This window comes from Nocardia sp. JMUB6875 (assembly GCF_041154655.1).
Classification (GTDB): Bacteria; Actinomycetota; Actinomycetes; order Mycobacteriales; family Mycobacteriaceae; genus Nocardia.
Genome location: NZ_BAAFGR010000009.1, coordinates 1 through 26,592, shown reverse-complemented (window position 1 = coordinate 26,592; position 26,592 = coordinate 1). Strand labels below are relative to the sequence as shown.

The 26,592-nt window shown below is 67.6% G+C and carries 25 protein-coding genes, 1 tRNA gene and 1 pseudogene; 8 read left to right on the top strand and 19 right to left on the bottom strand.

Going from position 1 to position 26,592, the window contains the following annotated elements:
* Positions 1–226: 226 nt before the first annotated feature.
* The 4 genes from ACAM49_RS03940 to ACAM49_RS03925 are packed head-to-tail and all read right to left on the bottom strand — an operon-like array spanning position 227 to position 4,440.
* Complete coding sequence (locus tag ACAM49_RS03940) at positions 227–1,612, bottom strand: dipeptidase (RefSeq protein ID WP_369634073.1); 1,386 nt, start codon at positions 1,610–1,612, stop codon at positions 227–229.
* A 13-nt stretch (positions 1,613–1,625) separates the two neighbouring features.
* Entirely contained in the window at positions 1,626–2,090 is a 465-nt protein-coding gene (locus tag ACAM49_RS03935) for a hypothetical protein (protein WP_369634072.1), read from the bottom strand.
* A complete protein-coding gene (locus ACAM49_RS03930; RefSeq protein WP_369634071.1) occupies positions 2,087–3,511 on the bottom strand; it encodes an APC family permease in 1,425 nt (474 codons plus the stop codon). The genes ACAM49_RS03935 and ACAM49_RS03930 overlap by 4 nt, the downstream gene beginning before the upstream one ends.
* A 17-nt stretch (positions 3,512–3,528) precedes the next feature.
* Positions 3,529–4,440 (bottom strand): glutaminase, encoded by a 912-nt coding sequence (locus ACAM49_RS03925; RefSeq protein WP_369634070.1) that lies wholly within the window; start codon positions 4,438–4,440, stop codon positions 3,529–3,531.
* Between the two features lie 131 nt (positions 4,441–4,571).
* On the opposite strand from ACAM49_RS03925, the gene ACAM49_RS03920 reads away from it, so the two are divergent.
* Together ACAM49_RS03920 and ACAM49_RS03915 are read left to right on the top strand one after the other, a co-directional pair.
* Positions 4,572–6,062 (top strand): glutamate decarboxylase, encoded by a 1,491-nt coding sequence (locus ACAM49_RS03920; RefSeq protein WP_369634069.1) that lies wholly within the window; start codon positions 4,572–4,574, stop codon positions 6,060–6,062.
* Positions 6,059–7,627, top strand: a complete 1,569-nt coding sequence (locus tag ACAM49_RS03915) for an amino acid permease (RefSeq protein ID WP_369634068.1) — start codon at positions 6,059–6,061, stop codon at positions 7,625–7,627. Before ACAM49_RS03920 ends, ACAM49_RS03915 begins: the two co-directional genes overlap by 4 nt.
* 52 nt (positions 7,628–7,679) lie before the next feature.
* On the opposite strand, the gene ACAM49_RS03910 is transcribed toward ACAM49_RS03915, so the two are convergent.
* Positions 7,680–8,384: a Type 1 glutamine amidotransferase-like domain-containing protein gene (locus ACAM49_RS03910; protein ID WP_369634067.1), complete on the bottom strand. Its 705-nt coding sequence runs from the start codon at positions 8,382–8,384 to the stop codon at positions 7,680–7,682.
* A 2-nt stretch (positions 8,385–8,386) separates the two neighbouring features.
* Positions 8,387–10,543, bottom strand: a complete 2,157-nt coding sequence (locus tag ACAM49_RS03905) for a S9 family peptidase (RefSeq protein WP_369634066.1) — start codon at positions 10,541–10,543, stop codon at positions 8,387–8,389.
* 108 nt (positions 10,544–10,651) lie between these two features.
* Here ACAM49_RS03905 and ACAM49_RS03900 point away from each other — a divergent pair.
* A pseudogene (locus ACAM49_RS03900) lies at positions 10,652–11,410 on the top strand (DUF2330 domain-containing protein); the annotation flags it as partial.
* 15 nt (positions 11,411–11,425) lie between these two features.
* Here the strand turns inward: ACAM49_RS03900 and ACAM49_RS03895 are convergent.
* Positions 11,426–11,581, bottom strand: coding sequence for a hypothetical protein (locus tag ACAM49_RS03895; RefSeq protein ID WP_369634065.1), 156 nt, complete (start codon positions 11,579–11,581; stop codon positions 11,426–11,428).
* A gap of 215 nt (positions 11,582–11,796) precedes the next feature.
* Here ACAM49_RS03895 and ACAM49_RS03890 point away from each other — a divergent pair, with 215 nt between their 5' ends.
* The gene (locus ACAM49_RS03890) at positions 11,797–12,012 is read left to right on the top strand and encodes a DUF397 domain-containing protein (RefSeq protein ID WP_040803226.1); all 216 of its coding nucleotides are present in this window, start codon (positions 11,797–11,799) and stop codon (positions 12,010–12,012) included.
* 93 nt (positions 12,013–12,105) lie between these two features.
* Here the strand turns inward: ACAM49_RS03890 and ACAM49_RS03885 are convergent, their stop codons facing one another.
* The 5 genes from ACAM49_RS03885 to ACAM49_RS03865 form a co-directional block, all read right to left on the bottom strand.
* The gene (locus ACAM49_RS03885) at positions 12,106–13,065 is read right to left on the bottom strand and encodes an alpha/beta hydrolase (protein ID WP_369634064.1); all 960 of its coding nucleotides are present in this window, start codon (positions 13,063–13,065) and stop codon (positions 12,106–12,108) included.
* A 128-nt stretch (positions 13,066–13,193) separates the two neighbouring features.
* Positions 13,194–13,631: an HIT family protein gene (locus ACAM49_RS03880; protein ID WP_369634063.1), complete on the bottom strand. Its 438-nt coding sequence runs from the start codon at positions 13,629–13,631 to the stop codon at positions 13,194–13,196.
* Between the two features lie 90 nt (positions 13,632–13,721).
* Entirely contained in the window at positions 13,722–15,143 is a 1,422-nt protein-coding gene (gene purB / locus ACAM49_RS03875; RefSeq protein WP_369634062.1) for an adenylosuccinate lyase, read from the bottom strand.
* A gap of 32 nt (positions 15,144–15,175) precedes the next feature.
* Entirely contained in the window at positions 15,176–15,781 is a 606-nt protein-coding gene (locus ACAM49_RS03870; protein WP_369634061.1) for a TetR/AcrR family transcriptional regulator, read from the bottom strand.
* 69 nt (positions 15,782–15,850) lie between these two features.
* Entirely contained in the window at positions 15,851–17,008 is a 1,158-nt protein-coding gene (locus ACAM49_RS03865; RefSeq protein ID WP_369634060.1) for a pyridoxal phosphate-dependent aminotransferase, read from the bottom strand.
* A 71-nt stretch (positions 17,009–17,079) separates the two neighbouring features.
* On the opposite strand from ACAM49_RS03865, the gene ACAM49_RS03860 reads away from it, so the two are divergent.
* A complete protein-coding gene (locus ACAM49_RS03860) occupies positions 17,080–18,144 on the top strand; it encodes a M23 family metallopeptidase (protein WP_369634059.1) in 1,065 nt (354 codons plus the stop codon).
* A 166-nt stretch (positions 18,145–18,310) separates the two neighbouring features.
* Here the strand turns inward: ACAM49_RS03860 and purD are convergent, their stop codons facing one another.
* Positions 18,311–19,591: a phosphoribosylamine--glycine ligase gene (purD, locus tag ACAM49_RS03855; protein WP_369634058.1), complete on the bottom strand. Its 1,281-nt coding sequence runs from the start codon at positions 19,589–19,591 to the stop codon at positions 18,311–18,313.
* A gap of 92 nt (positions 19,592–19,683) precedes the next feature.
* Between purD and ACAM49_RS03850 the strand changes: the two genes are divergently transcribed.
* The gene (locus ACAM49_RS03850; protein ID WP_040803202.1) at positions 19,684–20,109 is read left to right on the top strand and encodes an HIT family protein; all 426 of its coding nucleotides are present in this window, start codon (positions 19,684–19,686) and stop codon (positions 20,107–20,109) included.
* 47 nt (positions 20,110–20,156) lie between these two features.
* On the opposite strand, the gene ACAM49_RS03845 is transcribed toward ACAM49_RS03850, so the two are convergent.
* From ACAM49_RS03845 to ACAM49_RS03825, 5 genes are all read right to left on the bottom strand, one after another.
* Positions 20,157–21,605 carry a sensor histidine kinase gene (locus ACAM49_RS03845; RefSeq protein WP_369634057.1) on the bottom strand — a complete coding sequence of 483 codons (1,449 nt, stop codon included), beginning with the start codon at positions 21,603–21,605 and terminating at the stop codon, positions 20,157–20,159.
* Positions 21,602–22,339 (bottom strand): response regulator transcription factor, encoded by a 738-nt coding sequence (locus ACAM49_RS03840; protein ID WP_369634056.1) that lies wholly within the window; start codon positions 22,337–22,339, stop codon positions 21,602–21,604. Before ACAM49_RS03840 ends, ACAM49_RS03845 begins: the two co-directional genes overlap by 4 nt.
* A gap of 117 nt (positions 22,340–22,456) precedes the next feature.
* A tRNA-Thr gene (locus tag ACAM49_RS03835) sits at positions 22,457–22,528 on the bottom strand.
* A gap of 167 nt (positions 22,529–22,695) precedes the next feature.
* Complete coding sequence (locus tag ACAM49_RS03830) at positions 22,696–22,938, bottom strand: MbtH family protein (RefSeq protein WP_019931522.1); 243 nt, start codon at positions 22,936–22,938, stop codon at positions 22,696–22,698.
* Positions 22,939–23,091: 153 nt separating this feature from the next.
* A complete protein-coding gene (locus ACAM49_RS03825) occupies positions 23,092–23,925 on the bottom strand; it encodes an alpha/beta fold hydrolase (RefSeq protein ID WP_369634055.1) in 834 nt (277 codons plus the stop codon).
* A 190-nt stretch (positions 23,926–24,115) separates the two neighbouring features.
* Between ACAM49_RS03825 and ACAM49_RS03820 the strand changes: the two genes are divergently transcribed.
* Positions 24,116–24,283, top strand: coding sequence for a hypothetical protein (locus tag ACAM49_RS03820; protein ID WP_162958162.1), 168 nt, complete (start codon positions 24,116–24,118; stop codon positions 24,281–24,283).
* A gap of 4 nt (positions 24,284–24,287) precedes the next feature.
* Positions 24,288–25,769 carry a trehalose-6-phosphate synthase gene (locus tag ACAM49_RS03815; RefSeq protein WP_369634054.1) on the top strand — a complete coding sequence of 494 codons (1,482 nt, stop codon included), beginning with the start codon at positions 24,288–24,290 and terminating at the stop codon, positions 25,767–25,769.
* 60 nt (positions 25,770–25,829) lie between these two features.
* Here the strand turns inward: ACAM49_RS03815 and ACAM49_RS03810 are convergent.
* Positions 25,830–26,592: SDR family NAD(P)-dependent oxidoreductase (locus ACAM49_RS03810; protein ID WP_369634053.1), on the bottom strand; the 763-nt coding region annotated here is incomplete at its 5' end.

Here is a 26,592-nt window from a genome sequence, read left to right as displayed (position 1 = left end):
TCTCCTAGCGGTCGCCGGGCGTGCTGTGGTCTTCGTACTACCGATTGTTGAGTTTGCTACCTAATTGCCATCGGATCAAGCGATCCCGTCGAAACGGACAGGATTGACGCCGCACCGCCGGGCAGGACGAGGCACCGCCCGGCGGCGCGAGCAAAGGGGAACCATCCGGAACGATAGCTCTTCAATTGCCGCCGGGTCGATGATTGGCCGGATCGTGATGTGGTCGTCAGCTTCGATACGAAGCCAGGAAGAGCGCCTCGGCGAGGGCCATGTTCTCGATCTCGGTGGGGTCGACGCTCTCGTTGGGGGCGTGGATGAGGCATTTGGGTTCCTCGACGCCCATGAGCATGATCTCCGCGTTCGGGTAGGTGTCGGCGAAGACGTTGCAGAGAGGGATGGAGCCGCCCTGGCCCTCGGTGGTGGCGGGGCGGCCGTAGGCGGCCTCCATGGCCTGGGCCATGGCGGTTCGGGCCGGGCCGTCGGTGCTGCCGACGAACGGGGAGCCGGTGGCCTCGGTCTCGATGGTCACCTTCGCGTTCCAGGGGGTGTGCGACTTCAGATGTGCCGTCAGGGCTTTCAGGGCCTCGTCCGGCTTGGTGCCGGGCGGGATGCGCAGGTTGAGGCGGGCGCGGGTCTTGGGCTGGATGGCCGCCGAGGAGCCGACCACGGCGGGGACGTCCATGCCCAGGACGGTGAGAGCCGGTCGGGCCCAGAGCATGTCGGCCACCTTGCCGCTGCCGACCAGGTCGACGCCGTCGAGAACACCCGCGTCGGAACGGAATTGGTCGACGGGGTACTCGTGGCCGTCCCACACCTGATCGTTGCGCAGGCCGTCCACGGTGGTGTTGCCGTCGGCGTCGCGCAGCGTGCCGAGCAGGTGGATCATGGCGGCCAGGGCGTCGGGGGCGGGACCGCCGAACATGCCGGAATGCATGGGCCCGGCGAGGGTTTCGACGGTGACGACCACATTCACATTGCCGCGCAGGGTCTGGGTGAAGGTGGGGACGCCGACCGCGAAATTGCCGCAGTCGCAGATCAACAGGGTGTCGGCGCGCAGCAGGTCCGCATTGCCGGGCACGAATTCCTCGAGCCCGCCGGTGCCCTGTTCCTCGGAGCCCTCCGACACCAGCACCAGCCCGACCGGGAATTCGTCGCCGTACACCTTGCGCAGCGCCCGCAGCGCGGTCAGGTGCATGACGATATTGCCCTTGCAGTCGGCCGCGCCGCGCCCGTACCAGCGGCCGTCCTTCTCGGTGAGCTGCCAGACCGGTGTCTTCCAGGCGGCGTCATCGAGCGGCGGCTGCACGTCGTAGTGGCAGTACAGCATGACCGTCGGCTTCCCGGCCGGGGTCTTGCTGCGCGCCACCACCGCATTACTGCCGTCGGGCGTCTTGTGCAGTCCGACGTCGGTGAGCCCCTCGGCCTGGAACGCGTCGGCCACCCACCGCGCGGTCTTCTCGCACTCCTCGATCGGGAACTGCCGGGCGTCGTACACCGACTTGAACGAAACGAGCTGCTCCAGATCGCTTTTCGCGCGCGGCATGAGTTCCTTGACGGCGGCGCGCAGGGCGGCCACCTTCGAATCCTCGCGCGCCCCTGCGGTTGTGGTCATGTGATTCTCCTGATCACTTGGCGGTATCGGGTTTCACGGTGTCAGCTTTCTTCAAATGACCCGTGGTTTCCAAGTAGGCGGCGAGCTTGTCCGGGCAATAGGTTTCGATGGCCAGCGAGGTGGCGGTGAAGACATCGGTGTCGGCGATGACCGGCCGGTTGCCCGGTCCGCTCGCGCCATTGCTGATGGCGGCCTCGTAGCGGGCCTTGATGAGCGGGTTCGAGGGATCCGAGCACACCAGCCCGCCGTCCTCACCCAGCGAATCGGCGATCACCTGCGGCTCGGGTGCGTCGAAACCGGCTGCCACCAAACGCGATTGCAGCACCTCCGCCTTGCGCAGCGCCTCATCGCTGGAGTGCTCGCGGTTGAAGATGATGGCCCCGGCGACGGCGAGCGCCACCAGCACCACCGCCACCGAGAGGTACACCAGCCGGCGCTGCCGCTCGGGCGCGCCGCCGAAGTCGAGTCCGTCGCTCATGCCAGCGCCTCCTGCGGAGTGTCGATCTTCCAGCCGGGCTTGCGGAATCGGAGGAACAGATACGGGATCAGCAGCCCGACGATGCCCATGCCGGCGCCGATGAGCAGCACATAGCTCCAGGCATTGCCGCTGCCGTACTGCGAGGGCGGGACGAAGCCGATGAGGAAGGCCGCGATCGAGGCCGCGGTGCCGAGCCCGCACAGCGCGACCAGCGCCGGCGCCTTGTAGCCGCGCGGATGGTCGGGCTCGTTGCGGCGCAGGCGGACCGCGGCCAGGAACATGAGCACGTACATGATCAGATACACCTGCGTGGTGATCACCGACAGGATCCAGTAGGCGCTCGAGACGTCCGGGATGAACGCGTAGAGCAGCGCCAGCAGCGTGGTCACGACGCCCTGCGCGACCAGCATGTTCTGTTGCACGCCATGCTTGTTCACGCGGGTGAGGATGGGCGGCAGATAGCCTTCCTTGCGCCCGATCAGCAGCAGCCCCTTGGACGGCCCGGCCAGCCAGGTGAGCATGCCGCCCAACGCGGCGGCCACCAGCATGATGCCCAGCACGGGGGTCAGGAAGCCGATGTCGAAATGGTTGAAGAACCCGTCGAAGGCCTGCATGACACCGGCGGTGAGGCTCAGGTTCTTCGACGGCACCACCCACGAGATCACCACGGCCGGAATGATGAAGATGGCCAGCACCAGCCCGACCGCCAGCGCCATGGCCTTCGGGTACTCCTTGCCCGGATCCTTCAGCGAGGACACGTGCACGGCGTTCATCTCCATGCCCGCATAGGACAGGAAGTTGTTGACGATCAGCACCAGGCTGGCCAGGCCGGTCCAGGCCGGGAACAGGTGATCGGCATCCATCGGAGCGGCCGACGGATTGCCCTGGGCCAGGAACACGAACCCGAGCACCACCAGCAGCGCGCCCGGAATCAGGGTTCCGATGATCAACCCCATACTCGACAGTCCCGCAACGGTTTTGGTGCCCTGCGAGGACACGAACACCGCCACCCAGTAGATGGTGATGATGACGATGGCCACGTACACGCCGTTGGCGGCCAGCGACGGATTGATGATGTAGGCGAAAGTGCTTGCCACATAGGCCAATAGGCTCGGGTAGTAGAAGATGGTCATGGCGAACTGGCACCACACCGCCAGGAAGCCCATCGGCTGCGACAGCCCCTCGCCCACCCACTTGTACACGCCGCCGGTCCAGCCCGAGGCCAGCTCGGCGGCCACGAACGCGGTCGGCAGCAGGAACAGCAGCGCGGGCAGCAGATAGAGGAACACGCAGGCCAGGCCGTAGACCGCCATGGTCGGCGCGGCCCGCAGGCTGGCCACCGAACTGGTGGTCATGAGCGCCAGCGTCACCCACGACATGTATTTGGTGGCCGTGGCCGCCTTGGTCACCGTGCCGGTCATCACCGAATCCCTTTCGCTCAGAAGACCGAGAACTTGCCAGCCCGCGCGAAGGCCTCGAGCGCGAAACCGCCCGCGGCCGAATTGCCCTTGGCGTCGAGCCCGGGCCCCCATGCCGCCACCGAGCATTTGTCGGGCACGACGGCCAGCAGTCCGCCGCCCACCCCGGACTTGGTGGGCAGGCCGACGCGATACGCGTATTCGCCTGCGCCGTCATAGGTTCCGCACATGGTCATCAGCGCGGTGATGTGGCGCGCGTCCTCGCGGGCGAGCAGGCGGCTGCCGTCGGCACGCAGTCCGTGCCGGGCGATGAGCAGACCCGCCCTGGCCAGTTCGGCGCAGGTGATATTGAACGAGCACTGCCGGAAGTAGTGGTCCAGCGCGAGATCCACGCTGTTGCGCATGTTCCCGAAACTCGACATGAGATACGAGATGGCGCGGTTGCGATCGCCGGTGCGCAGTTCCGATTCGGCGATCACGCTGTCCACCTCGAGCGTCGGATTGCCGGTCTCGGCGCGCAGCAGGTCCCGCAGCGCGCTGACGGCGTCGCCGGTATCGGCCAGCAGTTGATCGGCGACCACGATGGCCCCGGCATTGATGAACGGATTGCGCGGAATCCCGTTCTCCAATTGCAATTCGATGAGGTCGTTGAAGGCCAGCCCGGACGGCTCGCGCCGGACCCGCTTCCACACGTCGGAGTCCTTGCGGCTCAGCACCAGAGCGAGGGCGAACGCCTTGGAGATGCTCTCGATGGCGAAGGGAACATCCACGTCGCCGCCGGTGTAGAGCTGCCCGTCGACGGTCGCGATCGCGAATCCGAACTGATTGGGATCGACCTTGGCCAGGCCGGGAATGTAATCGGCGACCGCACCCTCCCCCAGGTGTGGCTTCGTGGCGGACATCACCTGCTCTATGACATGCTGATAGTCCATAAGGCTGAATAGTAACCGTTCAGCAACTATCTCTTGATTACGAAACGGTAGCTTGCAGAACCAGTTTCGATCGTGGATAGCTGGCTACCATCACCTCGGCAAACACCTGCCGAACTGCGATCGGAGGCCGAATGACCGACGTGGAACCCGACGACGTCTTCGCGATGCCCAGCATCAAACGCGCCGCACCGCACCGGGGCTTCCCGGACCGCGAGATCTTCCCCCAGGTCGCCTACCAGATCGTGCACGACGAGCTGATGCTCGACGGCGTCTCCCGCATGAACCTGGCGACCTTCTGCACCACCTGGGTCGACGACCAGGCGCGGCGGCTGATGAACGAATGCCTCGACAAGAACATCGTCGACAAGGACGAGTACCCGCAGACCGCCGAACTCGAGCAGCGCTGCGTGCACATGCTCGCCGACCTGTGGAACTCCCCCGAACCGCTGCGCACCCTCGGCACCTCCACCACCGGTTCCAGCGAGGCCGCCATGCTGGGCGGGCTGGCCGCGAAGTTCCGCTGGCGCAAGAAGGGCGGCAAGGGCGTCCCCAACTTCGTGTGCGGTCCGGTGCAGGTGTGCTGGGAGAAGTTCGCGCGCTACTTCGACGTGGAGATCCGCCAGATCCCGTTGCGCGGCGAGCGCTACACCATGCATCCCGACGATGTCGCGGCCTACTGCGACGAGAACACCATCATGGTGGTGCCCACCTTCGGTCAGACCTTCACCGGACTGTTCGAGGACGTCGAGGGCATCAGCAAGGCGCTCGACGATCTCCAGGCCAAGACCGGCCTGGACATTCCGATCCACGTCGACGGGGCCAGCGGCGCATTCCTCGCACCCTTCTGCGCGCCCGAGATCTGCTGGGATTTCCGGCTTCCGCGCGTGAAGTCGATCAATGCCTCCGGCCACAAGACCGGCCTGGCCCCGCTCGGCGCGGGCTGGGCGATCTGGCGCACCAAGGAGGATCTGCCCGAGGACCTCATCTTCAATGTGGACTACCTCGGCGGCAATATGCCGACGTTCAACCTGAACTTCTCGCGGCCCGGCGGGCAGGCCGTCACCCAGTACTACGAGTTCATCCGGCTCGGTCGACCCGGCTACCACAATGTGCAGGCCGCCATCTACGTCGCCAGCCAGCATCTGGCCAAGGGCATCGCCGAGACCGGGCGCTTCGAGATGATTCACGACGCCGATCCGCGCCGCGGCATCACCGCCGTCTCGTGGAAACTGGCCAAGGGCCAGGACTTCAACCTCTACGACCTGTCCGACCGGCTGCGCACCCGAGGCTGGTTGATCGCCGCCTATCCGCTGCCCGCCGACCGCGAGGACGAGGTCATCATGCGCGCGGTGCTGCGCCACGGCTTCACCATCGACATGGCCGACCTGCTGCTCGCCGATCTGGACCGCAGCCTGAAGGTGCTCTGCAAGCACCCGATGAAGGTCCCGCTCACGCAGGAGGAGGCGGGCGGCTTCCCGCACAACGCCCACGCGGTGGTGCCGACGCCCAAGACGAAGCCCGTGCGCCGGACCGGAAAGCCCGAAACCAACGGTAAGGCAGCCGATTCCAAGACTGCGGCCAAGAAGACCAAGGCCGCCAAGTCCAAGACGGGAAAGAAATGACCCCAGCCGAGAGTTCTTCCGCGACAGGCACTTCCACCACCGACTCGACGAAAAGCGCCGGGACCACGAAGTATCTCAGCACCGTAGCTCTCGGCTTCACCACCGCGGCCGCCATCGTCACCAGCCTGCGCGGACTGCCCGCCATGGGCAAGGAAGAACTGACGATGTTCTTCTACATCGCGTTCTCGGTGATCCTCTTCCTGATTCCCGCCGGACTGGTGTCGGCCGAACTCGGCAGCGCCTACGGCAAGCAGGCCGGCGGCCTCTACGCCTGGATCAGCGGCGCGTTCGGCAAGAAGGTCGGGTTCTGGGCGATCTTCCTGTCCTGGCTGCAGGCCATGGTGTTCTATCCGACCGGCCTGAGCTTCGCGGCGGCGGGCATCGCCTTCGCCATCGACAAACCCGATCTGGCGCAGAACCATTGGTACGTGGGCGTCTTCTCCGTCATCGCCTACTGGCTGTGCACGGCCGTGGCGCTGATGGGAAACCAGTTCGCGGCCAAGGTGACCCAGGCCGGATTCGTGCTCGGCACCGCCATTCCCGGGCTGATCCTGGTGGGCCTGTTCGTGTGGTGGGTGATCGGCGGCCACTCGATCGGCTGGGACCACACCACCGATCCCGCGGTGACCGTGAGCCGTGACGGCCACGACGCGCCGCGCTTCATGCCCTATATCGCCGGGCTGTCCTCGCTGGCGTTCCTCGGGAACATCCTGGAGAACTTCACCGGCATCGAGTCGCAGGCGGTGCACGCCACCGAGCTGAAGAACCCGGGCCGGGAGTACCCGGTGGCCATCGCCATCGCCGCGGTGACCTCGGCGGGCATCTTCACCCTGGGCGCGCTGGCCGTCGCGGGCATCCTGCCCTACGACCAGATCAACCTGAACTCCGGCGTATTCGACGCCATGCGTTCGGGATTCAGCACCCTGATGGACATCGGCTGGCCGGTGCTCATCCTGGCGGCCATGATCGCCTACGGCGCGCTGGCCGGCACCCTCGCCTGGGTCACCGGCCCCAGCCGCGGTGTGCTCGCGACCGCGCACGACGGCATGCTGCCGCCGGTGCTGCAGAAGGTGAATGCCCGTGGCGTGCAGGTGAACATCCTGATCGTGCAGGGTCTGGCGGTGACGGTGCTGTGCGCGCCGTACTTCTTCATGACCGATGTGAGCAGCGCGTTCTTCCTCATCACGGCCATGGCGGTGGGCATCTACATCATCATCTACCTGTTCATGTACGCCGCCGCCATCCGCCTGCGCTACACCCAGCCGGAGCTGCCGCGCCCGTTCCAGGTGCCCGGCGGCAAGGCGGGCATGTGGGGCTTCGCCGGAATCGGTTTCCTGGCCATGGTTTTCGCGTTGATCACGGCCTTCGTGCCGCCCTCGCAGCTGCCGATCGGCAATCCGACGACCTACATTCTGCTGGTCGCCGGTGGCACCGTGTTCTTCTGCCTGATCCCGATCGTGGTGGAGCGGTTGCGGAAACCCGATTGGGCCGCACCGGATCACGAGAAGGTGAAATCGCACGGTCCGAGCAGCGAGCTGCGGGAGCGGCTGAAACTGCGGCTCTGACAGTCTCGGATACAACGAAGCGGCGGCGGGATTCCCGCCGCCGCTTCGTATTTCAGCCCTTCAGGTGCCGGACCGGGATCGGGGTCTCGACGACCTCGTCACCGGCGGCCGCCACCCGGTACGCCTTGCCGTCGGCCTGCGAACTCACCGCCTCGACCAGCTGGGCGCCGTGGAAGTGCAGCGATACCAGATCATCAATCGCGTAACCCGCTGGCAGCTCACCCTTTTGGATCGCGCGATGGAACAGCGGCTGCCGCTGATCCTCCGCGTCGTAGTGCGGGCAGCAGCTGCCCGCCACGAATCCCAGTCCCTCCGGGAGGATCTGGAGCGTCGGGCCGAAGGAGTCGGTGGTGCCGCCCTCGAACCAGCAGATGGCCCCGGCGCTGCCGCCGGTCATGACCGCGCCGTTCTCCCACGCCTCGCGCAGGATCGCGTCGACGCCCTGCCGCCGCCAGACGTCCAGCATGTTCGCGGTATTGCCGCCGCCGACGTGCACGACGTCCATGCTCAGGATGAACGAACGCAGATCGGTGATGCTGCGGTCGAACAACCGCAGGTGGAACGGCCGGCACCGGTCGGAGTTGTAGGTCTCGTAGAAGCTGACGATATAGCCCGGATCGTCGCCGGTCGCGGTGCCCAGGAACAGCACTCGCGGCTGCGGCTTACCGGTCAGCCCGAGGATGAAGTCGTGCAGCGGATCCGCCGCACGCCCCATCATCCGCTGACCCGCCCCCGTGGCGACCACGTGACCGGCCATGACTACCGGTCCCCGAGACCGACGGTGTCGAGGACCCAGGCGAATTCGAACGCCACTTCCTTCCACTTCTCATAGCGGCCGCTGACACCGCCGTGGCCGGCGCTCATCTCGGTCTTGAGCAGCAGCTGCTGGTGACCGGTCTTGGTGGCGCGCAGCTTGGCGACCCACTTGGCGGGTTCGACGTACAGCACGCGGGTGTCATTGAGGCCGGTGATGGCCAGCATGGCTGGGTAGTCCTGCGCCGTCACGTTCTCGTAGGGCGAGTAGGACTTCATGTAGTCGTAGACTTCCTTGTCTTCCAAGGGATTACCCCACTCGTCCCACTCGGTGACGGTGAGCGGCAGGGACGGATCCAGGATGGAGGTCAGCGGGTCCACGAACGGGACATTGGACAGGATGCCCGCGAACAGGCCCGGCGCCATATTGGCCACCGCACCCATGAGCAGGCCGCCCGCGCTGCCGCCGTCGGCCACCATGCGATCGGGCGCGGTCACGCCCGAATCCACCAGATGCTGTGCGACGGAGACGAAGTCGGTGAAGGTGTTCTTCTTGGTGAGCGTCTTGCCGTGCTCGTACCACAGGCGGCCCATCTCGCCGCCGCCGCGCACGTGCGCGACCGCGAACACCATGCCGCGGTCCAGCAGCGACAGCCGCGCCACCGAGAAGTACGGATCGATGGCGGCCTCGTAGGAACCGTATCCGTAGAGCAGCAACGGCTTCGGGCCCGCGATGGCGTCGCGGCGCATCACCAAAGAGATCGGCACCCGGGTGCCGTCGGCGGCCACGGCCCAATCCCGTTGCTGCACATACTCGTCGGCGTCGTAGCCGCCCAGCACCACCTGCTCCTTGCGCAGCAGCAGCTCACCGGTCTCGGGCACGTAGTCGAAGATCTGGGTCGGGGTGATGAAGGAGGTGAGCCCCATGCGCAGCATGGGCTGCTCCCATTCGGGGTTCGCGCTCAGTCCGGCCGAGAACAGCGCCAGATCGAATTCGATGTCCTTCAGCTCGCCGTAGCCCTCGGAAGTCAACGGCCACACCGCGACTCGCGGCAGCGCCTCCCGGCGGTAGCTGAGCACCAGCTTGTCGGAGAAGGCATCGATGTCCTCGAGCCGCACATCGTCGCGGTGCGGGATCAGGATGGTCATGTCCGACGGATCGGCCAGCGGGGCCTCGGCCAGCACGAAGTTGACCGCCTTCACCCCGTCCACCACATCGTTGTGCAGGATGAGCAGCTTGTCCTCGCCGCCGATGACGGCGTGCTCGGCGGAGTACTCGATGCCCTCGCGGCGCGGCAGCAGCACCCGGAACTCGCCCTCCGGGTTGTCGGCCTCCAGGATCCAGTTCTCGCTGGTGATCTTGGAGCCGGTCATGATGACCAGGAACTTCTCGGAGCGGGTCGCACCGATGCTGACCCAGAAGCTCTCGTCCGGCTCGTGGAAGACGCGCACGTCGGCCGACCGCTCGGTGCCCAGGCGGTGCCGCCACACGCTGTCGGGCCGCCACGACTCGTCGAGGGTCTGGTAGAAGAGGTGCGTCCCGTCCAGCGACCAGGTCGCGCCCGGGGCGATATCCGGGATCTCGTCGGCGAGCAGCTCACCGGTGCGCAGGTTCTTGACCCGCAGCGTGTAGCGCTCGTTGCCGAGGGTGTCGACCGAGTAGGCCAGCATGTCCCCGGCGTGGCTCAGCGAGTACGCGCCCAGCGCGAAGAAGTCGTGCCCCTCGGCGAGCTCGTTGGAGTCCAGCACGATCTCCTCGCCCGGAATCTCGACGTCGGCCTCCAGCTTGGGCGGGGTCCAGTCGTCGGGATCGGCGATCGGGCAGCGGCAGTGCACGCCGTGCTGCTTGCCCTCGAAGGTGCGCGAGTAGTACCAGTACTCGCCCATCCGGGTCGGCAGCGACAGGTCGGTCTCCTGGGTACGGCCCTTGATCTCCTCGAAGATCTTCTCCCGCAGCGGGCCCAGCTTCGCGGTCTGCGCCTCGGTATAGGCGTTCTCCGCCTCCAGGTACGCGATGACCTCGGGGTTCTCCTTGTCCCGCAGCCACTCGTACTCGTCGACGAACACATCCCCGTGGTGCACGCGCTCCTTCGGCACCCGCTTGGCGATCGGCGCCACCACCGCGCCGCTTACTGAGGTCGCGCTCCCACTGTCCAAAGCCATGGACACCACGTTAGTAGCGAGCCCGCGCCGCGAACCCACGACCCGGCGGAGCCGGAAACTCGCGGGTCCGGGCGCGGCGGACCCGGCTGGCCCGCCGGGACCAGCGGGCAGGTCGCGAACGAGACCGCGCTGGTGGCCTGGGACGGGCAGCGCGAGACCATCGAGATGCGGTTGGACCTGCGGAGCTCCGGGCAGGGGGCCGCGCTGCTGGTGCCGACGCCCGCCCCGGCCACCGTGACGGCCGGGAATCCGGCCACCTTCACCGAGCTCGAGCGGCTCACCGCGCCGCAGGTGGTGACCGTGCGGAAATGGTTCGGCGACTTCCGGCTGGGCTGGGGTTCGGCGGCGGACGGCGCGGGCGCGATGCCCGGCGGCGGCGCGCCGACGGTGCTGGACCGGGTCCGGCTGGGTCCGGTGGAGGCCACCACCTTCACCGGCGGTGATCTGACCGGCATCCGGGAGTGGTTGTCGCACAACGGATACGAGATGCGCGAGGAGGTGCTCGCGACCATGCCGCCGTATCTGGACGAGGGCTGGTCCTTCGTCGCCCTGCGGCTCACCACCTCGGCCACGCTGAACGGCGCGCTGGATCCGGTGCGACTCGCCTTCGCTTCCGACCGGCTGGTCTATCCGATGCGCATGTCCCGCGCGGCCGCCCATCCGCAGAAGGTCAGGGTCTATGTCCGACTTCCTGTTCATCCGGTCAGCGGCGGACGTCCCGTTCCGGGAGCAGGAGCGCCGGGTGGAGTATGTCCAGTTCCTGGGCATACCGGCCGGTTTCGCGATCCTGCTGGCGGGACTGCTCATCGGCCCGGCACTCGGCATCCTCGTCGTCGTGTGGCGAGTGCTGCGCGGGCGGGCGCGTAGGCCGTTGTCCGCTCCTCAGCGGGCGCGGCGCTGGCGGGCCTGGGCGGGCTGGCGCTGCTCGTAGAGGAAGAAGACGGCGGCCTTGCGACGAGCACACTGGTCGGTCGGGCAACTTCGGTGAATCCGCAAGATGCTGTGAGCCAGGTCCACCGTGAAGCGCTCGGGGACCATCTCACAGCTGTCGGAGATGGGGGCCGCCCGTTGCGGGGACCAAGCCCGCTGCGATGACCACGCTCGCTGTGCAGACCATGGCGTGCGCACCACATACCTCCTTCCGCTGACAGAAGATGGAATATCCGATCCGAACCCCTCACAAACCCTGGCATTATGAGTGCGATCTACATCACCGACCAGTACTCGCTGGTGCCGCACAGGGGAGGCCGACAGTGGAAGCGAAAAACCGCGCAATCGACACCGACGCGGTGTGGCGACGCGGCGACGACAATGCCGACGGGGTCGAAATCGCCTTTCTGGCCAGTGGAAACATCGGATTGCGGGATTCCCGCAATCCGGACGGACCCGTCCTGATTTTCACCCCCGGCGAGTGGGAAGCCTTCGTCGCGGGGGCCAAGGACGGCGAATTCAACCGGCCCGGAGCCTGATTCGCGTGAGCCCGGCTCATATCGAGCCGGGCTCACGGGAATTCGTTCAGCGGGCTTGACTCCGCCCGCTTTGTCCGTATCGACGAACGGTCCTCAGGCGCCGAGCGCGCCCCCGATGGTCGGCCAGGATTCGTGCAGCGTGTCCTGCCAGTACGACCAGGAATGCGTGCCCACCGGCGAATGCTCCACCCGCGCCGGGATATTCATCGAACGCAGCCGCTGCTCGAACGCGGTGACGCAGGCGTCGACGCCGAATTCGATGGGCCCGCCGAAGAAGATGTTCTCCGGCAGTTGCGGTTTGATCTCCAGCTCGTGCGGGCCGGGAATGCCGGTGCCCGTGGACAGGAACAGCGTCTTGCCGCGCAGCGCCTCGGTCAGCACCGCCGGATTGTGCTCGGTCCACGCCGCGCTGCCGGGCCCGCCCCACATGTTCAGCGGATTGCCGCCGCGATTGGCCACCGAGAACATGATGGCGGCCTGAGCGATGGTGGTGTCCGGGCAGGCGCTGTAGCCGGCCACCGCCCGGTACAACTCCGGATGCCGCACCGCCAGTACGAAGGCTGCGGTGCCGCCCATCGACAGACCACCGATGGCGTTCACCCCGTTACCGGCGAAATACCCGTCGATGATCGGCGGAAGTTCTTGTGTCAGAAAGGTTTCCCACTTGTACCGGCCGAAGCGCGGATCGTCGGCCGCCCAGTCGGTGTAGTAGCTGGCCTGGCCGCCGATCGGCAGCACCACATTGACGTTCTTGCCCTGGAAGAAGGGTTCGGCATCGGTGGCATTGGTCCAGGTGCTCTGGGTCGCGCCCGGGTCGAGGCCGTCGAGCAGGTAGTAGGTCGGCCGGTCCCCGCCGCCCGCGGGATGTAGGACCTGGACCTGAATGGTGCGGCCCATGGCCGCGGATTCGATGAAGATCGCCGAGCGGGTGGCGCTCAGCTGATCCACGCGGACCACCTGGGCCGCCCCGGCGATTGCCGGTGGCGCGGCCACCGGATACAGCAAACCAGCAGCGATCGCCAAAACAGCTGCGGCAACGACTCTTCTACGCACGCCCCACCTCCATCAGCCCACCACAATCGCATTCAAACGTAACTCGAGTGACAGGTGTGACGCGCAGGAATGCGGTTTTGGCGTGTCGTTGGCAAACCAGACGGTTCGGATATGGTAATGCCGTGCGGCTATGAATGCGAGGCGATTCGGGTCAACGCGCCACGGATAGATCCCGCCAGGTAATCCAGGTCCGCCCGCTGCGGCGAGGTCGGCCGCGCCCGCAGCCCGAACCCGTCCCCCGGGGTGCGCGGAATCACGTGCAGATGCACATGGAACACCTCCTGCCCCGCGGTGACGCCGTCGGCCAGGAAGAAGTTCACCCCGTCGCAGCCCACCTCCGACTCCCGCAGCCCCGCCGCGATCCGCTGCCCCACCTGAAACAGCTTGCCCCCCAATGCCGGATCCAGCTCCGCCAGACTCCGCGCCGGCACCTTCGGCACCACCAGCACATGCCCCGGCGTCACCGGCCGAATATCCATGAACGCCAGCACATCCTCGTCCTCGTACACCTTGGACGAGGGCGCCCGCCCGGCAACGATGTCGGAGAAAATCGTGTAAGGATTCATGCCCCGCAGCCTAGGAGTCCGCTCTCCCCGAACGCATTCGCCCCCGGCTCCGTACGGACGCCGGGGGCGAATCTCAGAGTGCTTGCGGCGCTACAGAATCGGCGACGGCGTGTACCGCGCCGCCTCCGGGTTGGCGTCGACCAGCTTCTGGACCTGGGCGATCACATCGGCGGTCTGCGCCTCGGCCGCGCCGATGAAGGCGGAGCGGTCGGCCAGCGCGGCGTCGAGGGCGGCGCGGTCCAGCGGCATCCGGTCGTCGGCGGCCAGGCGATCCAGCAGATCGGGCTCGCGGCCCTGCTCGCGCATGGCCAGCGCCACCGCCACCGCGTGCTCCTTGATGACCTCGTGGGCGGTCTCGCGGCCCACGCCCGCGCGCACGGCCGCCATCAGGATGCGGGTGGTGGCCAGGAACGGCAGGTAGCGGTTGAGCTCGCGGTCGATGACGGCCGGGTACGCGCCGAATTCGGCCAGCACGGTCAGGAAGGTCTCCATCATGCCGTCGATGGCGAAGAAGGCGTCCGGCAGCGCGACCCGGCGCACCACCGAGCAGAACACGTCGCCCTCGTTCCACTGCGCGCCGGCCAGCTCGGCCGCCATGGAGGCGTAGCCGCGCAGCACCACCTGCAGGCCGTTGACGCGCTCGCAGGAGCGGGTGTTCATCTTGTGCGGCATGGCCGAGGAGCCCACCTGGCCGGGCTGGAAGCCCTCGGTGACCAGCTCGTGGCCCGCCATCAGGCGAATGGTGTGCGCGAACGAGGACGGGCCCGCGCCGACCTGCACCAGGGTGGAGAGCACATCGTGGTCCAGCGAGCGCGGGTAGATCTGGCCGACGCTGGTGAAGACGTTGGCGAAGCCGAGGTGCCCGGCCACCTTCTGCTCCAGCTGCGCCAGCTTGCCGGCGTCGCCGTCGAGCAGGTCCAGCATGTCCTGGGCGGTGCCCATCGGGCCCTTGATGCCGCGCAGCGGGTAGCGGTCGATCAGCTCCCGGAGCCGGGTCAGCGCGACCAGCAATTCGTCTGCGGCGGAAGCGAATCGCTTACCGAGCGTGGTGGCCTGCGCCGCCACGTTGTGCGAGCGCCCCGCCATCACGGTCGGCTGATACTGCGCGGCCCGCTCGGCCAGCCGGGCGGCGATCGCGACGCCGTGCGCGTAGACATGCTCGAGCGAGAGCCGGATCTGCAGCTGCTCCACATTCTCGGTGAGGTCCCGAGAGGTCATCCCCTTGTGCACGTGCTCGTGCCCGGCGAGCGCGTTGAACTCCTCGATCCGCGCCTTCACGTCGTGCCGGGTGACCCGCTCCCGCTCGGCGATCGACCGCAGATCCACCTGATCGATGACCCGCTCGTAGTCCTCGACGACCCCCGCCGGAACATCCACCCCCAGTTCGGCCTGCGCCCGCAGCACCTCCAGCCACAGCCGCCGCTCGAGCACGATCTTGTTCTCGGGCGACCACAGTTGAACCAACTGCGGACTGGCGTAGCGGGTGGCGAGGACGTTAGGCACAAGGGTCACGTTGTGCCAGTTTACCGGCCGTGTGCTGCGGCTTAAGCCGGTGGGGCGACGATGTCGATGATCTCGAGCAGCGCACCCCGGGCCATGCGGCGCGGTTGCGGGTCGAGTTCACCGAGCGCGGTCACCACCGCCCCATCGACCACCGCGACGAGGCGGCGGACCTGTTCCGCGCGGACGATCCGATCCGAGCGGCGTAGGACATCGGCGAGTAGCTCGTCGAGCTGGGCGCGTAGTCGTAATTGGACTTCGCGGAGTTCGGGATGGCGGGCCGAGGCCACCGAGCGCTCGTAGCGGGCGATGAGCTGGCCGCGGGCGTCCTCGTTCTGAAAGTCGGGCCCCACCAACAGATCCAGCACCAGTTCGACGGTGGCCTCGGCGCCGCGGCGGCGGTGGGTCACCTCGCCGACGCGGCGGCGCATGGCGTCGAGTTCGGCATTGCCGGAGAATTCGACCGCGCGGGCGATCAGATCCTCGAGCGATTCGAAGTAGTACGTGGTCGACGCGAGCGGCAGATCCGCCCTGGTCGCCACCGAGCGGTGCCGGACCGCCTCGAAGCCGCCCTCGAGCAGTAGCTCGGCGGCGGCACAAACCAACGCTTGGCGACGCCGTTCGCCTTTCGGAGTCGTCGCAGTGGTCACGGTGCAATCGTGCCAGTCATCGGTGATGCTGTGTGCATTTTGCCCACCGCGTTCAATCCGCTTGGCAGATCAGGCCAAATATCGTTCCAACCGGTCGAGTGCCTCTTCGATGTCCGCGCTCGCTCCGGCGAACGAGAAGCGAACGGTGTGGTGGCCGTTGCGGGTGTCGAAGTCGATGCCGGGCGCCAGCGCCACGCCGGTGTGGTCGAGCACATCGGTGCACCAGCGCATCGAATCATCCGTCAAATGCGCGATATCCGCGTAGGCGTAGAACGCGCCGTCGGCGGGGGCCAGATCGGTGATGCCGAGCTTGGGCAGGCCGGACAGCAGAAGCTGACGGTTTGCCGCATAGCGTTGAACATGACCGTCCAGTTCGGCTTTGGCCTCCGAGCCGAAGGCATGGACCGCCGCGAACTGGGAGATAGCCGGTGGGCACACAGTCATATTGGAGGCCAGGCGCTGCAGTGCGGGCCGCAGCGATTGCGGGACCAGCATCCAGCCCAGCCGCCAGCCGGTCATGGAGAAGTATTTCGACACCGAGCCGATGACCACCGACTCGCGCGAGGTCTCCCAGGCCGAGGAAGTCGGCTCGGTATCTGCGTAAGTAATGCCGTGGTAGATCTCGTCCGAGATGAGCAGCGTCCCGTGCTCATCGCACCAGCGGGCCAGCGCGGCCAGCTCCTCCGGCGCGATCATGGTCCCGGTCGGATTGGCCGGACTCGCCACGATCAGACCCGCGGGCGGCCCGGGCAGCGCCTCGAGCATGGCGACGGTCGGCTGGAAGCGGGTCTCGGGCCCGCAATCCAGCTCGACCACATTGCAGCCCAGCGCCGTCAGCGTGTTCCGGTAGGCCGGATACCCCGGCCGCGCCACCACCACGGTGTCGCCCAGATCGAACGCCGCCAGGAAGATCAGCGTGAACGCACCCGACGATCCGGTGGTCACCACGACGTCATCCGCATCGACCTGAACCCCGTAGGTACTCCGGTGGTGCTCGGCGATGGCCTCGCGCAGCGCCAGGATTCCGAATGTCTCGGTATATCCCAGCAATTCGTTGTCCATCGCCGCCTTCGTCGCCCGCAGCACCGCCTCCGGCGCGGGCGTGGACGGCTGCCCGGCCGCGAGAACCAGCACATCGCCGTGTGTCCTGGCCCGTTCAGCTGCTGCTTTCCAGACGTCCATCACGTAGAAAGGTGGAATGGTCGACCGGCGAGATTCGATACGCACTCGACAGACGGTAGAGCACCCGCTCCCCCGGCTGTCCGGGAACGGTCGCGCGAATGCCTGAGGAGGGCGCTGTGCAGGGGGGATCAGCAACCACCGGGAACACCCCGGAGGTCGAGACGCACCCACCCGAACCCGGCGGGATCGCGGCCGGGGACCACTTCACGCCGGGGATCCGCTCCGCATTCGACAAGCCGGAACCGAACCGATTCGAACGGGCGCTGACCCGGCTCGGGCGGTTCCTGGCCGCGCTCGCCGTACAGGCCGTGGTCCGGCTGCAAGCCAACGCACCCATTGCCCGGGACCGGGCCGTGGCCCTGTGGCGGCAGCGGCCGCGGTCGCGGGCCGAGGCCGAGGAATTGTGGCGGCGGCGGTGGCCGGTGGTGCGGGCCTGGTCGATCCGGCATCGGGTGTTGATCGGCGGCGTGGTCGCGGTGCTGGTGTTCGCGAGCGCGGACGGGGCGCTGGGGTTGATTCCGACCGACGCGCCGGTGAGTCCCGGTGTGGCGCTGCGGGTTCCGGTGCAGTACCCGCTGCAGGTGCAGGCGACACCGGAGACCTCGAAGCGGTATCTGGACGCCATCAACAAGGGTGAGCATCTGCGGGAGCAGGCGGTGGTGTCGGCGGCCGCGGCGGCGACCCTGGAGCGGGCCAAGGCGGAGGCCGCGGCGGCGGTGGCCGGGCAGCCGCAGCCGTGGATGACGCCGTCGCCGGACAGTTCGCTGCCGCCGGGATTCGTGATTCCCGGGGTCGGCGGGTTCGCGCTGCCCGCGAAGGGCGTGTTCACCTCCGGGTTCGGGGCGCGGTGGGGCACCTTCCACGCGGGCATCGACATCGCCGCGCCGCTGGGTTCACCGATCTATGCGGTGGCGGCGGGCACGGTGATCGACGCGGGACCGGCGCAGGGCTTCGGGCTGTGGGTGCGCATCCGCCACGACGACGGCACCATCTCGGTGTACGGGCACATGTACGACTTCTCGGTCTCGGTCGGCGAGCGCGTCCCGGCGGGCCTGCAGATCGCCCGCATCGGCAACCGCGGCGACTCCACCGGCCCGCACCTGCATTTCGAGATCGTCATCGGCGGCCAGCACGTCGATCCCCAGTCCTGGCTGGCCCAGCACGGCATCGTCCTGGGCTAGGTACCCGCCGCCGGGGATTCGAATGCCAGCGCGACAACTGATTTCGTGCCGACCGGGGTAACTCCCCGGGTATCCCCAAAATCGCGTCGCTCCCGAACCGCCGGCACGCGTGCCCGACAGTTAACGGCTCTCAGCCGTGCGCTGAAGTCCCGGGGAGGCGGGCCAGTCAGGCGGTCGGGATGCTGATGCGTCCCTCTTCGGCGGCCAGGCCGATGTCGGTGCGGAAGTGGCCGCCCGGCAGCTTGATGGTGGCGAGGCGGTCGTAGGCGTTCTTGCGCGCCTCGGCGAGATCCGCACCCTGGCCGACAACGGCGAGCACGCGGCCGCCGGCGGAGACGAGCGCGCCGTCCTCACGCTGCGCGGTGCCGGCGTGCAGCACCTCGGATTCGATTCCGGTGCCGGTGGATTCGGCGCCGGTGATGACATCGCCGCTGCGCGGGCGGGCCGGGTAGTTCTCGGCGGCCAGCACCACGGTGACGGCCGAGCCGTCCTTCCAGCGCGGCGCGGCCACCTGGTCGAGGGTGCCGGTGGCGGTGGCGTACAGCAGCTCGCCGAGCGGGCTGTCCAGCATGGCCAGCACGGCCTGGGTCTCGGGATCGCCGAAGCGGCAGTTGAATTCGACCACGGCCGGTCCGGCCTGGCCGACGGCGAGGCCGGCGTAGAGCAGGCCGCTGAACGGCACGCCGCGGCGAACCATCTCGGCCGCAACGGGTTTCACGACATCGTCGACGATGGCCCGCAAAGTCTCTTCCGGCAGCCACGGCAGCGGCGTGTACGCGCCCATGCCGCCGGTGTTCGGCCCGGTGTCGCCGTCGCCGACGCGCTTGTGGTCCTGGGCGGGCAGCAGCGGCACCACGGTCTCACCGTCGACGAGGCAGAACAGCGATACCTCGGGTCCGTCGAGGAAGGACTCCAGCAGCACCGGATGTCCCTGCTCCAGCAGTTCCGCGCCGTGCTCGCGGGCGACCGACCGGTCCGCGGTCACCACCACGCCCTTACCGGCGGCCAGCCCGTCGTCCTTGACCACCCAGGTCGGCCCGAAACGATCCAGCGCGGCATCCAATTCGCCCGGGTGATCGACGATCTCGCTGTGCGCGGTCCGCACCCCGGCGGCATTCATGACGTCCTTGGCGAACGCCTTCGACCCCTCGATCCTCGCGGCCGCCGCCGACGGCCCGAAGGTCGGAATCCCGACCGCCCGCACCGCATCGGCCACCCCGAGCACCAGCGGCACCTCGGGCCCGACCACGACCAGATCGGCATTCAACTCCTGCGCCAGCGCCGCCACCTCCTCACCGGAGGTCGCATCCACCGCCCGCACCTCGGCATGCTGGGCGATCCCCGCATTCCCGGGCGCGGCGTAGACCGCGGTCACCGCCGGGTCCTTCCGCAGCGCCAGGACGAGGGCATGTTCACGGGCTCCGGAACCGATGACGAGTACGCGCACGGCGAACAGCTTAGAGGGCAGGTCTGCCGCAACAGGTAGCGGTCTGTCGTGCGTTCGCGCAGGGTTGACCTTCCCCGCGTAATGTCCCGAGCATGGCTTCTGTTTTCTCCGCAATCATCAACGGTCAGCTGCCGGGCCGGTTCGTCTGGGAGGACGAGGAATTCGTCGCTTTCCTGACGATTGCCCCGGTCACGCAGGGGCACACGCTGGTGGTGCCGCGCCAGGAGATCGATCAGTGGCAGGACATCGATCCCGGCACCTTCGCGCGCATGAATGGCGTGGCCCAGAAGATCGGCAAGGCCGTGCGGGCGGCGTGGGATGCCCCGCGCGCGGGCCTGCTCATCGCGGGCCTCGAGGTGCCGCACCTGCACATGCACGTGTTCCCGGCCTTCGAACTGGGCAACTTCGACATCACCGGCGCGGACCCGGAACCCAGCAAGGAATCCCTCGACGAGGCCCACGCCAAGATCAAGCAGGCGCTGCGCGATCTGGGTTACGGCGCGAACGTCCCCGACTGACGAAGCCGAGCACCGAGGCCGCGCCTGTACAAGGCGCGGCCCGGGTCTCAGCGTGAATCGCGCGGCAGCCGCACCGTGAACGTGGTGCCCTCCCCCGGCGCGCTGGCCACCGACACCGTGCCGCCGTGCGCGGTGACCAGCGCCTGCACGATCGAAAGCCCCAGCCCCGTACCACCGCTGACCCGACTGCGGGAGGCGTCGGCGCGATAGAAGCGCTCGAACACCCGCTCGGCCTGCTCGGGCTCCAATCCCGGCCCGGTGTCGGCGATCTCGATGCGCACCTCGTCCTCGGCGGGCGTGAGCCGCACCGTCACCTCGGCCTCGGCGGGCGTGTGCACCAGCGCGTTGTTGAGCAGATTGGCCAGCACCTGCCGCAGCCGCGCCTCGTCGCCGAGCATCTCGAGCGTGCCGGGCCCGGGCCGGATCTCCAGATCGATCCGCCGTTCGGGCCCGTCCACCCGCTCGGCCGCCGCCAGCGCGCGGGCGCTGTGCACGGCATCGCTGGCCAGCATGAGCAGATCCACCGGCCGCCGCTCGACCGGCCGCTGGGCATCCAGCCGGGCCAGCATGAGCAGATCCTCGACCAGCAGTCCCATTCGCTTGGATTCGCGTTCGATGCGATCCATCAGCATCTCCGGATCGGTGATCGCGCCCTGCCGGTACAGCTCGGAGAAGCCCTTGATACTGGTCAGCGGGGTACGCAGTTCGTGGCTGGCGTCGGCGACGAACTGCCGCATCTTGGCCTCGGAGCGCCGCGCCGCCTCCTCGGAGGCCTCGGTGGCGGCGAAGGCCTGCTGGATCTGGGTCAGCATGGTGTTCAACGACTGCGAGAGGTGATCGACCTCGGTGTCGGTGCCGCGCACCGGAACTCGCTGATGCAGATCCCCGCCCGCGATGGCGGCCGCGGTGCGCTCGACCTCCCGCAGCGGCCGCAGGCTGCGCCGGATCACGATGCGCGCCACCGCGGCCAGGGCGGCCAGCACCAGCACCCCGATCACCAGCTGCAGCACGATCAGCTTGTCCAGCAGCGAATTGGTCTCGTCCATGCGCAAAGCGATGGTGCTGGTGCCGTATTCGTTGACGGTCCGCAGCACCCGCCATTCCTCGGTGGCCGCGCCGACCGAGCCGACGGTTCGCGGCCGGGTGCCCAGATCCGCTGGCAGCTCCGGCTGCTGCACGCCCGCGGTGAGCCTCAGCGTGATCTGGCCGTTGGGGTCCTGCACCTGCACCCAGTACAGATGCGGCGGACGTTCCCGCCCGCGCACGGTGGGCAGCGGCTCGGGTCGTTGCGCGCCGGGCGCGGCCCAGCTGTGCGCGGCATCGTAGAGCTGCCGATCGATGCGCTCCACCAGCACATTCCGCATGAGCGAGGTGACCGCGACGCCGGAGACCAGCAGCCCGAATCCCACCAGCGAGACCAGGGCCAGCACCAGCGTGGTGCGCAGTGGCACCGCCGCGAGCCGATCGGCGACCCGCCCCCGCAGGCTGGTGCTCACGTGGCCGCCGTTTTACCGCGCGGCTCCCGCATCACGTATCCGACCCCGCGCAGCGTGTGGATGAGCCGATCCGGCCCGGTGTCCACCTTCTTGCGCAGATACGACACATAGGTCTCGACCACCCCGACCTCACCGCCGAAGTCGTAGCGCCACACATGATCCAGAATCCGCGGCTTGCTGAGCACCGTGCCCGCGTTGACCAGGAAGTACCGCAGCAGCGTGAACTCGGTGGGCGACAATGAAACCGGCTCCCCCGCCTTCCACACCTCGTGCGTATCGTCGTCGAGCTCGATATCGGCGAAGCGCAGCCGCGAGGATTTCGTCTCCGGCGCGGCCCGCCCGGCCCGGCGCAGAATCACCCGTAACCGGGCCACCACTTCCTCGAGGCTGAACGGCTTGGTGACGTAATCGTCGGCCCCGAGGGTCAATCCGGTGATCTTGTCGTCCACATCGTCCCGGGCCGTCAGGAACAGCACCGGCGCATCGATCCCGTCGGCCCGCAGCCGCCGCAACAGTCCGAACCCGTCCATCCCCGGCATCATCACGTCGATGATCAGCGCGTCCGGCCGGAACGTCTTGGCCTTGTCCAGCCCCTCGGTGCCGCTCGCCGCGGTGGACACCTCGAACCCCTGATACCGCAGGCTCACCGACAGCAGCTCCACGATCATCGGCTCATCGTCGACGACCAAAACCCTGGCCTCGGGTTCACGCGTCTGTGCGGGCACACCTGTCATGGCCTCATATTCTGCGCCCGCCCCGCGAACAACCTGGCCCTTCCCTGGGAGTTTCCTGGGAACGGTCACCCCGCGAAAAGACGTAGGGCCGAGGTTTCCCTCGGCCCTACGTCCACGAGCCCCCTGTCAGGATTGAACTGACGACCTTCGCTTTACAAGAGCGGTGCTCTACCACTGAGCTAAGGAGGCGGAAATGCGGTGCCCATCATAACCGGGGTCGTCGGCTGCGCGGAAAAGCCGACGTCCCGGTCGGAACGATGCCGCGGGAAGACCGGAGCACGGCCGGGTGGGTGCTTGTGGCGTCACCCGGCCGCGTTCGGAAGCCGTTCGCGCAGTATCGGACTAACCGCAGTGTGTCAGGACTGAGCCGCCTGACGTGCCGCGTCGTCCGCCGCCATGGCGTCGCGCAGGCTCTTCGGACGCATATCCGTCCAGTTCTTCTCGACATACTCGACGCACGCGGCGCGGCTGTCCTCGCCGAATACGACTCGCCAACCCGCCGGAACCTCGGCGAAGGCGGGCCACAGGGAGTGCTGTTCCTCATCGTTGACCAGGACGAAGAACCGGCCGTCTTCGTCATCGAAGGGATTGGTGCTCATTTCACCTCACTGGATACTGGCGCTGTGTACGGAGTACGTAGACGGATCATCCGATCACCGCAGTGATGGAACGAGCCCCCGACGTTGATTCGACCCTAGCAAGGCAGGTGTTACCGCTGGGCGGTTACCTGCACTTCCTTGAACGGTCAGTGTTCAGGCCGCGAAGAATTCGAGCAGGATCTTGTTGACGGCCTCCGGCTGCTCCAGGTAGCCGAAGTGCCCGGCGTCGGGAACCTCCTGGTATCGGGCTCCCGGAATGATATCGGCGACCTCGCGGGAAAGATAGGCCGGAATCAGCCGATCATCGGCGAAACCGATCGACAGGCACGGCACGCTGATGGCCTTGTAGGCCGCGGTGCGGTCGAAGTCGTGGTCCATGCGCCGCTGCGCCCGGATGCCGGGTGTGACCGGGCCGCCGGTGAATTCGAAGAGGTCGAGCCAGTCGCGCGCGGCGTGCGGGTCGGCCATGGTCGCGGGGCTCAGGTTCATGACGGCGGTCAAGGCGGCCTCGTACTTGGCCGGCAGCTTGGTCCCCGCGGCGTCGAGTTCGTGCTCGCCGAGCGACAGCGTCTTCTGGAACTGGTCGAGCCGGGCGTGTCCGGCCATGAACACGGCCTTGCGCACCAGGTCGGGGCGGGTCAGCGCGAGTTCCTGCGCCACCCGCGAGCCCATGGACTGGCCGACCACCAGGGCCGGTCCCTCGCCGAGGAATTCGATGAGGGCGGCGGTGTCGCGCACCAGGTCCTCGATGGTGATCCCGTCCGGGGATTCGAAGGACGGTGCGATGCCGCGATTGTCGAAGGTGCAGACCCGGTAGCCGGCCGCGACCAGCGCGGGCACCTGGTGCAGTTCCCACACCCGGCCGCCGCTGCCGGTGCCCATGATCATGACGACCAGCGGCGCCGAGCCCTTCACGTCGGTGCCCTTGGATCGGTCTCCCTTGACCTGGTAGTTCAACGAGATTCCGTTCACCGTCGCCAACGGCATGCTTGCGACCCCTTCATCAGGTGTTTCGACTCGTGCTTTCGTCCACCGTATAGGTATCGGAGACCGGAACGTTTCGGCCCTTCACCATTGCGGTTCGGGTTCGCAATGCACGCAGCGATCAGGCCCGACTTTTCTGGCAGATACGATGGACTCCTCGCAGAGAGTTGACTTTCCCCGAGAGGACACCGATATGGCCGCGAAGACCGGCGCGAACGACATCGCGGACGACGACCTGGAACCCCTCGCCGACGAAACCGCTCGTCAGGCCCAGCGCGTCGTGGCCGCCTACGCCACCGACGCGGACGAATGCCGCATGCTGCTGTCGATGCTGGGCATCGGTCCGACGCGAGGCGAATAAGACCGTGCAGCCGGACAGTTCCGGTTCCGGTTTTGTCGTCGTCGCGAACCGGCTCCCGGTCGACCTGGAGCGACTACCCGATGGCACCACCCGTTGGAAGCGCAGCCCCGGCGGCCTGGTGACCGCGCTGGAGCCGGTGCTGCGCAATAACAAGGGGGCGTGGGTCGGCTGGGCCGGTGTGCCGGACGTGGACCTGGATCCGATCGTCGAGGACGGCCTGGAGTTGCATCCGGTGCCGCTGACCAGTGACGAGGTCTCCGACTACTACGAGGGCTTCTCCAACGCGACGCTGTGGCCGCTGTATCACGACGTGATCGTGCGGCCGGTCTACGACCGCCAGTGGTGGCAGGCGTACGTGCAGGTGAACCGCCGCTTCGCCGAGTACACCGCGAAGGTGGCGGCCGAGGGCGCGACGGTGTGGGTGCAGGACTACCAGCTGCAGCTGGTGCCCAAGATGCTGCGCATGCTGCGCCCGGATCTGACCATCGGCTTCTTCCTGCACATTCCGTTCCCGCCGGTGGAACTGTTCATGCAGATGCCGTGGCGCACCGAGATCGTCGAGGGCCTGCTGGGCGCCGACCTGATCGGCTTCCACCTGCCCGGCGGCGCGCAGAACTTCCTGTATCTGGCCAGACGTCTTGCCGGACAGCCGACTTCGCGCGGCAATGTGGGCGTGCGCTCGAAACTCGGTGTGGTGCAGGTGGGTTTCCGCACCGTGCGGGTGGGCGCGTTCCCGATCTCCATCACCTCCACGGAGCTGGACGAGTACTCGCGCCGCCGCGGGGTGCGGGAGCGGGCCGCGAAAATCCGTGCGGAGCTTGGCAATCCGAAGACGATCCTGCTCGGTGTGGACCGCCTGGACTACACCAAGGGCATCGATATCCGCCTGGCCGCGCTCGAGGAGCTGCTGCACGAGGGCCGCGTCGATCCGGCCGACACCGTCATGGTGCAGCTGGCGACGCCGAGCCGGGAGCGGGTCGAGTCCTACAAGCAGATGCGCGGCGATATCGAACGCCAGGTGGGGCGGATCAACGGCGAGTACTCGCGGGTGGGCTACCCGGTGGTGCACTACCTGCACCGCCCGATCCCGCGTGACGAGCTGATCTCGTTCTTCGTGGCCGCCGACGTCATGGTGGTGACCCCGCTGCGCGACGGCATGAACCTGGTGGCCAAGGAGTACGTGGCCTGCCAGGGCGGCCTCAACGGCGCGCTGGTGCTGTCCGAATTCACCGGTGCGGCAGCGGAATTGCGACAGGCCTACCTGTGCAACCCGCACGACCTCGACAGCGTCAAGGACGCCCTGATCGGCGCCATCGACGATGACCGCGACACCCGTCGCCGCCGCATGCGCTCCCTGCGCCGCCAGGTGCTGACCCACGACGTCGACCGGTGGGCGCGCGCCTTCCTCGACGCCCTGGCCACCGACCGGGTCGCGGGCAGCGCACTGCTCAGCGACGACGATGTGGATCCGGACCTGAGCCGCTGATCGCGAAACGTGAACGCCCCCGGCATTTTCCGCCGGGGGCGTTTTCGTTTTCCGGGGCTGTCAGTCGTCGAATCGATAGGTGACGCCGGTGAGCCGCTCCGACTCCACCCATAGCTTCCCCGCCAGCTCGGGATCGCGCGCCTGCTCGCTGAATTCGTTCGGGACCGGATACCCCTTGCTGAACCCGCTGGGCCCGAAGAAGTCTCCGCCGCGCACCGCCGGATCGGTGCCCGCCCGCAGCATCGGGAGCGCACCCATCTCGACGGTCTGCATGAACATCCGGAACATCCAGCGCAGCGAGGGCCGCGCCAGGAAGGCGATGGCGGGACCGAGGTTCTGCGCGAAGTCCGACTCGGCGGCCCCCGGATGTGCCACCACCGAAATCAGTTCCGTACCTGTCCCATTGAGCCGCCGCTGCAGCTCGAGCGCGAACAGCGCGTTCGCCAGCTTGGACTGCCCGTACGCCCCGAATCCCTTGTACGGCCTACGCTCGAAGAACAGGTCGTCGAGCTCGAGCTCCACCTCCTTCTTCGAGGCGAACCCGGTGGTCACCGCCACCACCCGCCCCCGCGGCGCGGCCCGCAGCAGATCCAGCACCAGCCCCGTGAACGCGAACGGCCCGAGATGGTTTGTGCCGAAAACGGTTTCGAACCCGTCCCCGGTCACACTCCGCGTCCGCGAGAACGTCCCCGCATTGTTCACCAGCAGATCGATCGACTCGAACTCGTCGTGCACCCGCACCGCGGCCTTCCGCACCGACTCCATCGAAGCCAAATCCAGCTCCACGAACGGCAATTCGGCCCCCGGCACCCCCGCCCGAATC

Coding starts and splice junctions, on each gene's coding strand:
- ACAM49_RS03940 (WP_369634073.1), bottom strand. CDS start 1,612: ATGACCACAACCGCAGGGGCGCGCGAGGATTCGAAGGTGGCCGCCCTG.
- ACAM49_RS03935 (WP_369634072.1), bottom strand. CDS start 2,090: ATGAGCGACGGACTCGACTTCGGCGGCGCGCCCGAGCGGCAGCGCCGG.
- ACAM49_RS03930 (WP_369634071.1), bottom strand. CDS start 3,511: ATGACCGGCACGGTGACCAAGGCGGCCACGGCCACCAAATACATGTCG.
- ACAM49_RS03925 (WP_369634070.1), bottom strand. CDS start 4,440: ATGGACTATCAGCATGTCATAGAGCAGGTGATGTCCGCCACGAAGCCA.
- ACAM49_RS03920 (WP_369634069.1), top strand. CDS start 4,572: ATGACCGACGTGGAACCCGACGACGTCTTCGCGATGCCCAGCATCAAA.
- ACAM49_RS03915 (WP_369634068.1), top strand. CDS start 6,059: ATGACCCCAGCCGAGAGTTCTTCCGCGACAGGCACTTCCACCACCGAC.
- ACAM49_RS03910 (WP_369634067.1), bottom strand. CDS start 8,384: ATGGCCGGTCACGTGGTCGCCACGGGGGCGGGTCAGCGGATGATGGGG.
- ACAM49_RS03905 (WP_369634066.1), bottom strand. CDS start 10,543: ATGGCTTTGGACAGTGGGAGCGCGACCTCAGTAAGCGGCGCGGTGGTG.
- ACAM49_RS03895 (WP_369634065.1), bottom strand. CDS start 11,581: ATGGTCCCCGAGCGCTTCACGGTGGACCTGGCTCACAGCATCTTGCGG.
- ACAM49_RS03880 (WP_369634063.1), bottom strand. CDS start 13,631: ATGAATCCTTACACGATTTTCTCCGACATCGTTGCCGGGCGGGCGCCC.
- ACAM49_RS03850 (WP_040803202.1), top strand. CDS start 19,684: ATGGCTTCTGTTTTCTCCGCAATCATCAACGGTCAGCTGCCGGGCCGG.
- ACAM49_RS03840 (WP_369634056.1), bottom strand. CDS start 22,339: ATGACAGGTGTGCCCGCACAGACGCGTGAACCCGAGGCCAGGGTTTTG.
- ACAM49_RS03830 (WP_019931522.1), bottom strand. CDS start 22,938: ATGAGCACCAATCCCTTCGATGACGAAGACGGCCGGTTCTTCGTCCTG.
- ACAM49_RS03825 (WP_369634055.1), bottom strand. CDS start 23,925: ATGCCGTTGGCGACGGTGAACGGAATCTCGTTGAACTACCAGGTCAAG.
- ACAM49_RS03820 (WP_162958162.1), top strand. CDS start 24,116: ATGGCCGCGAAGACCGGCGCGAACGACATCGCGGACGACGACCTGGAA.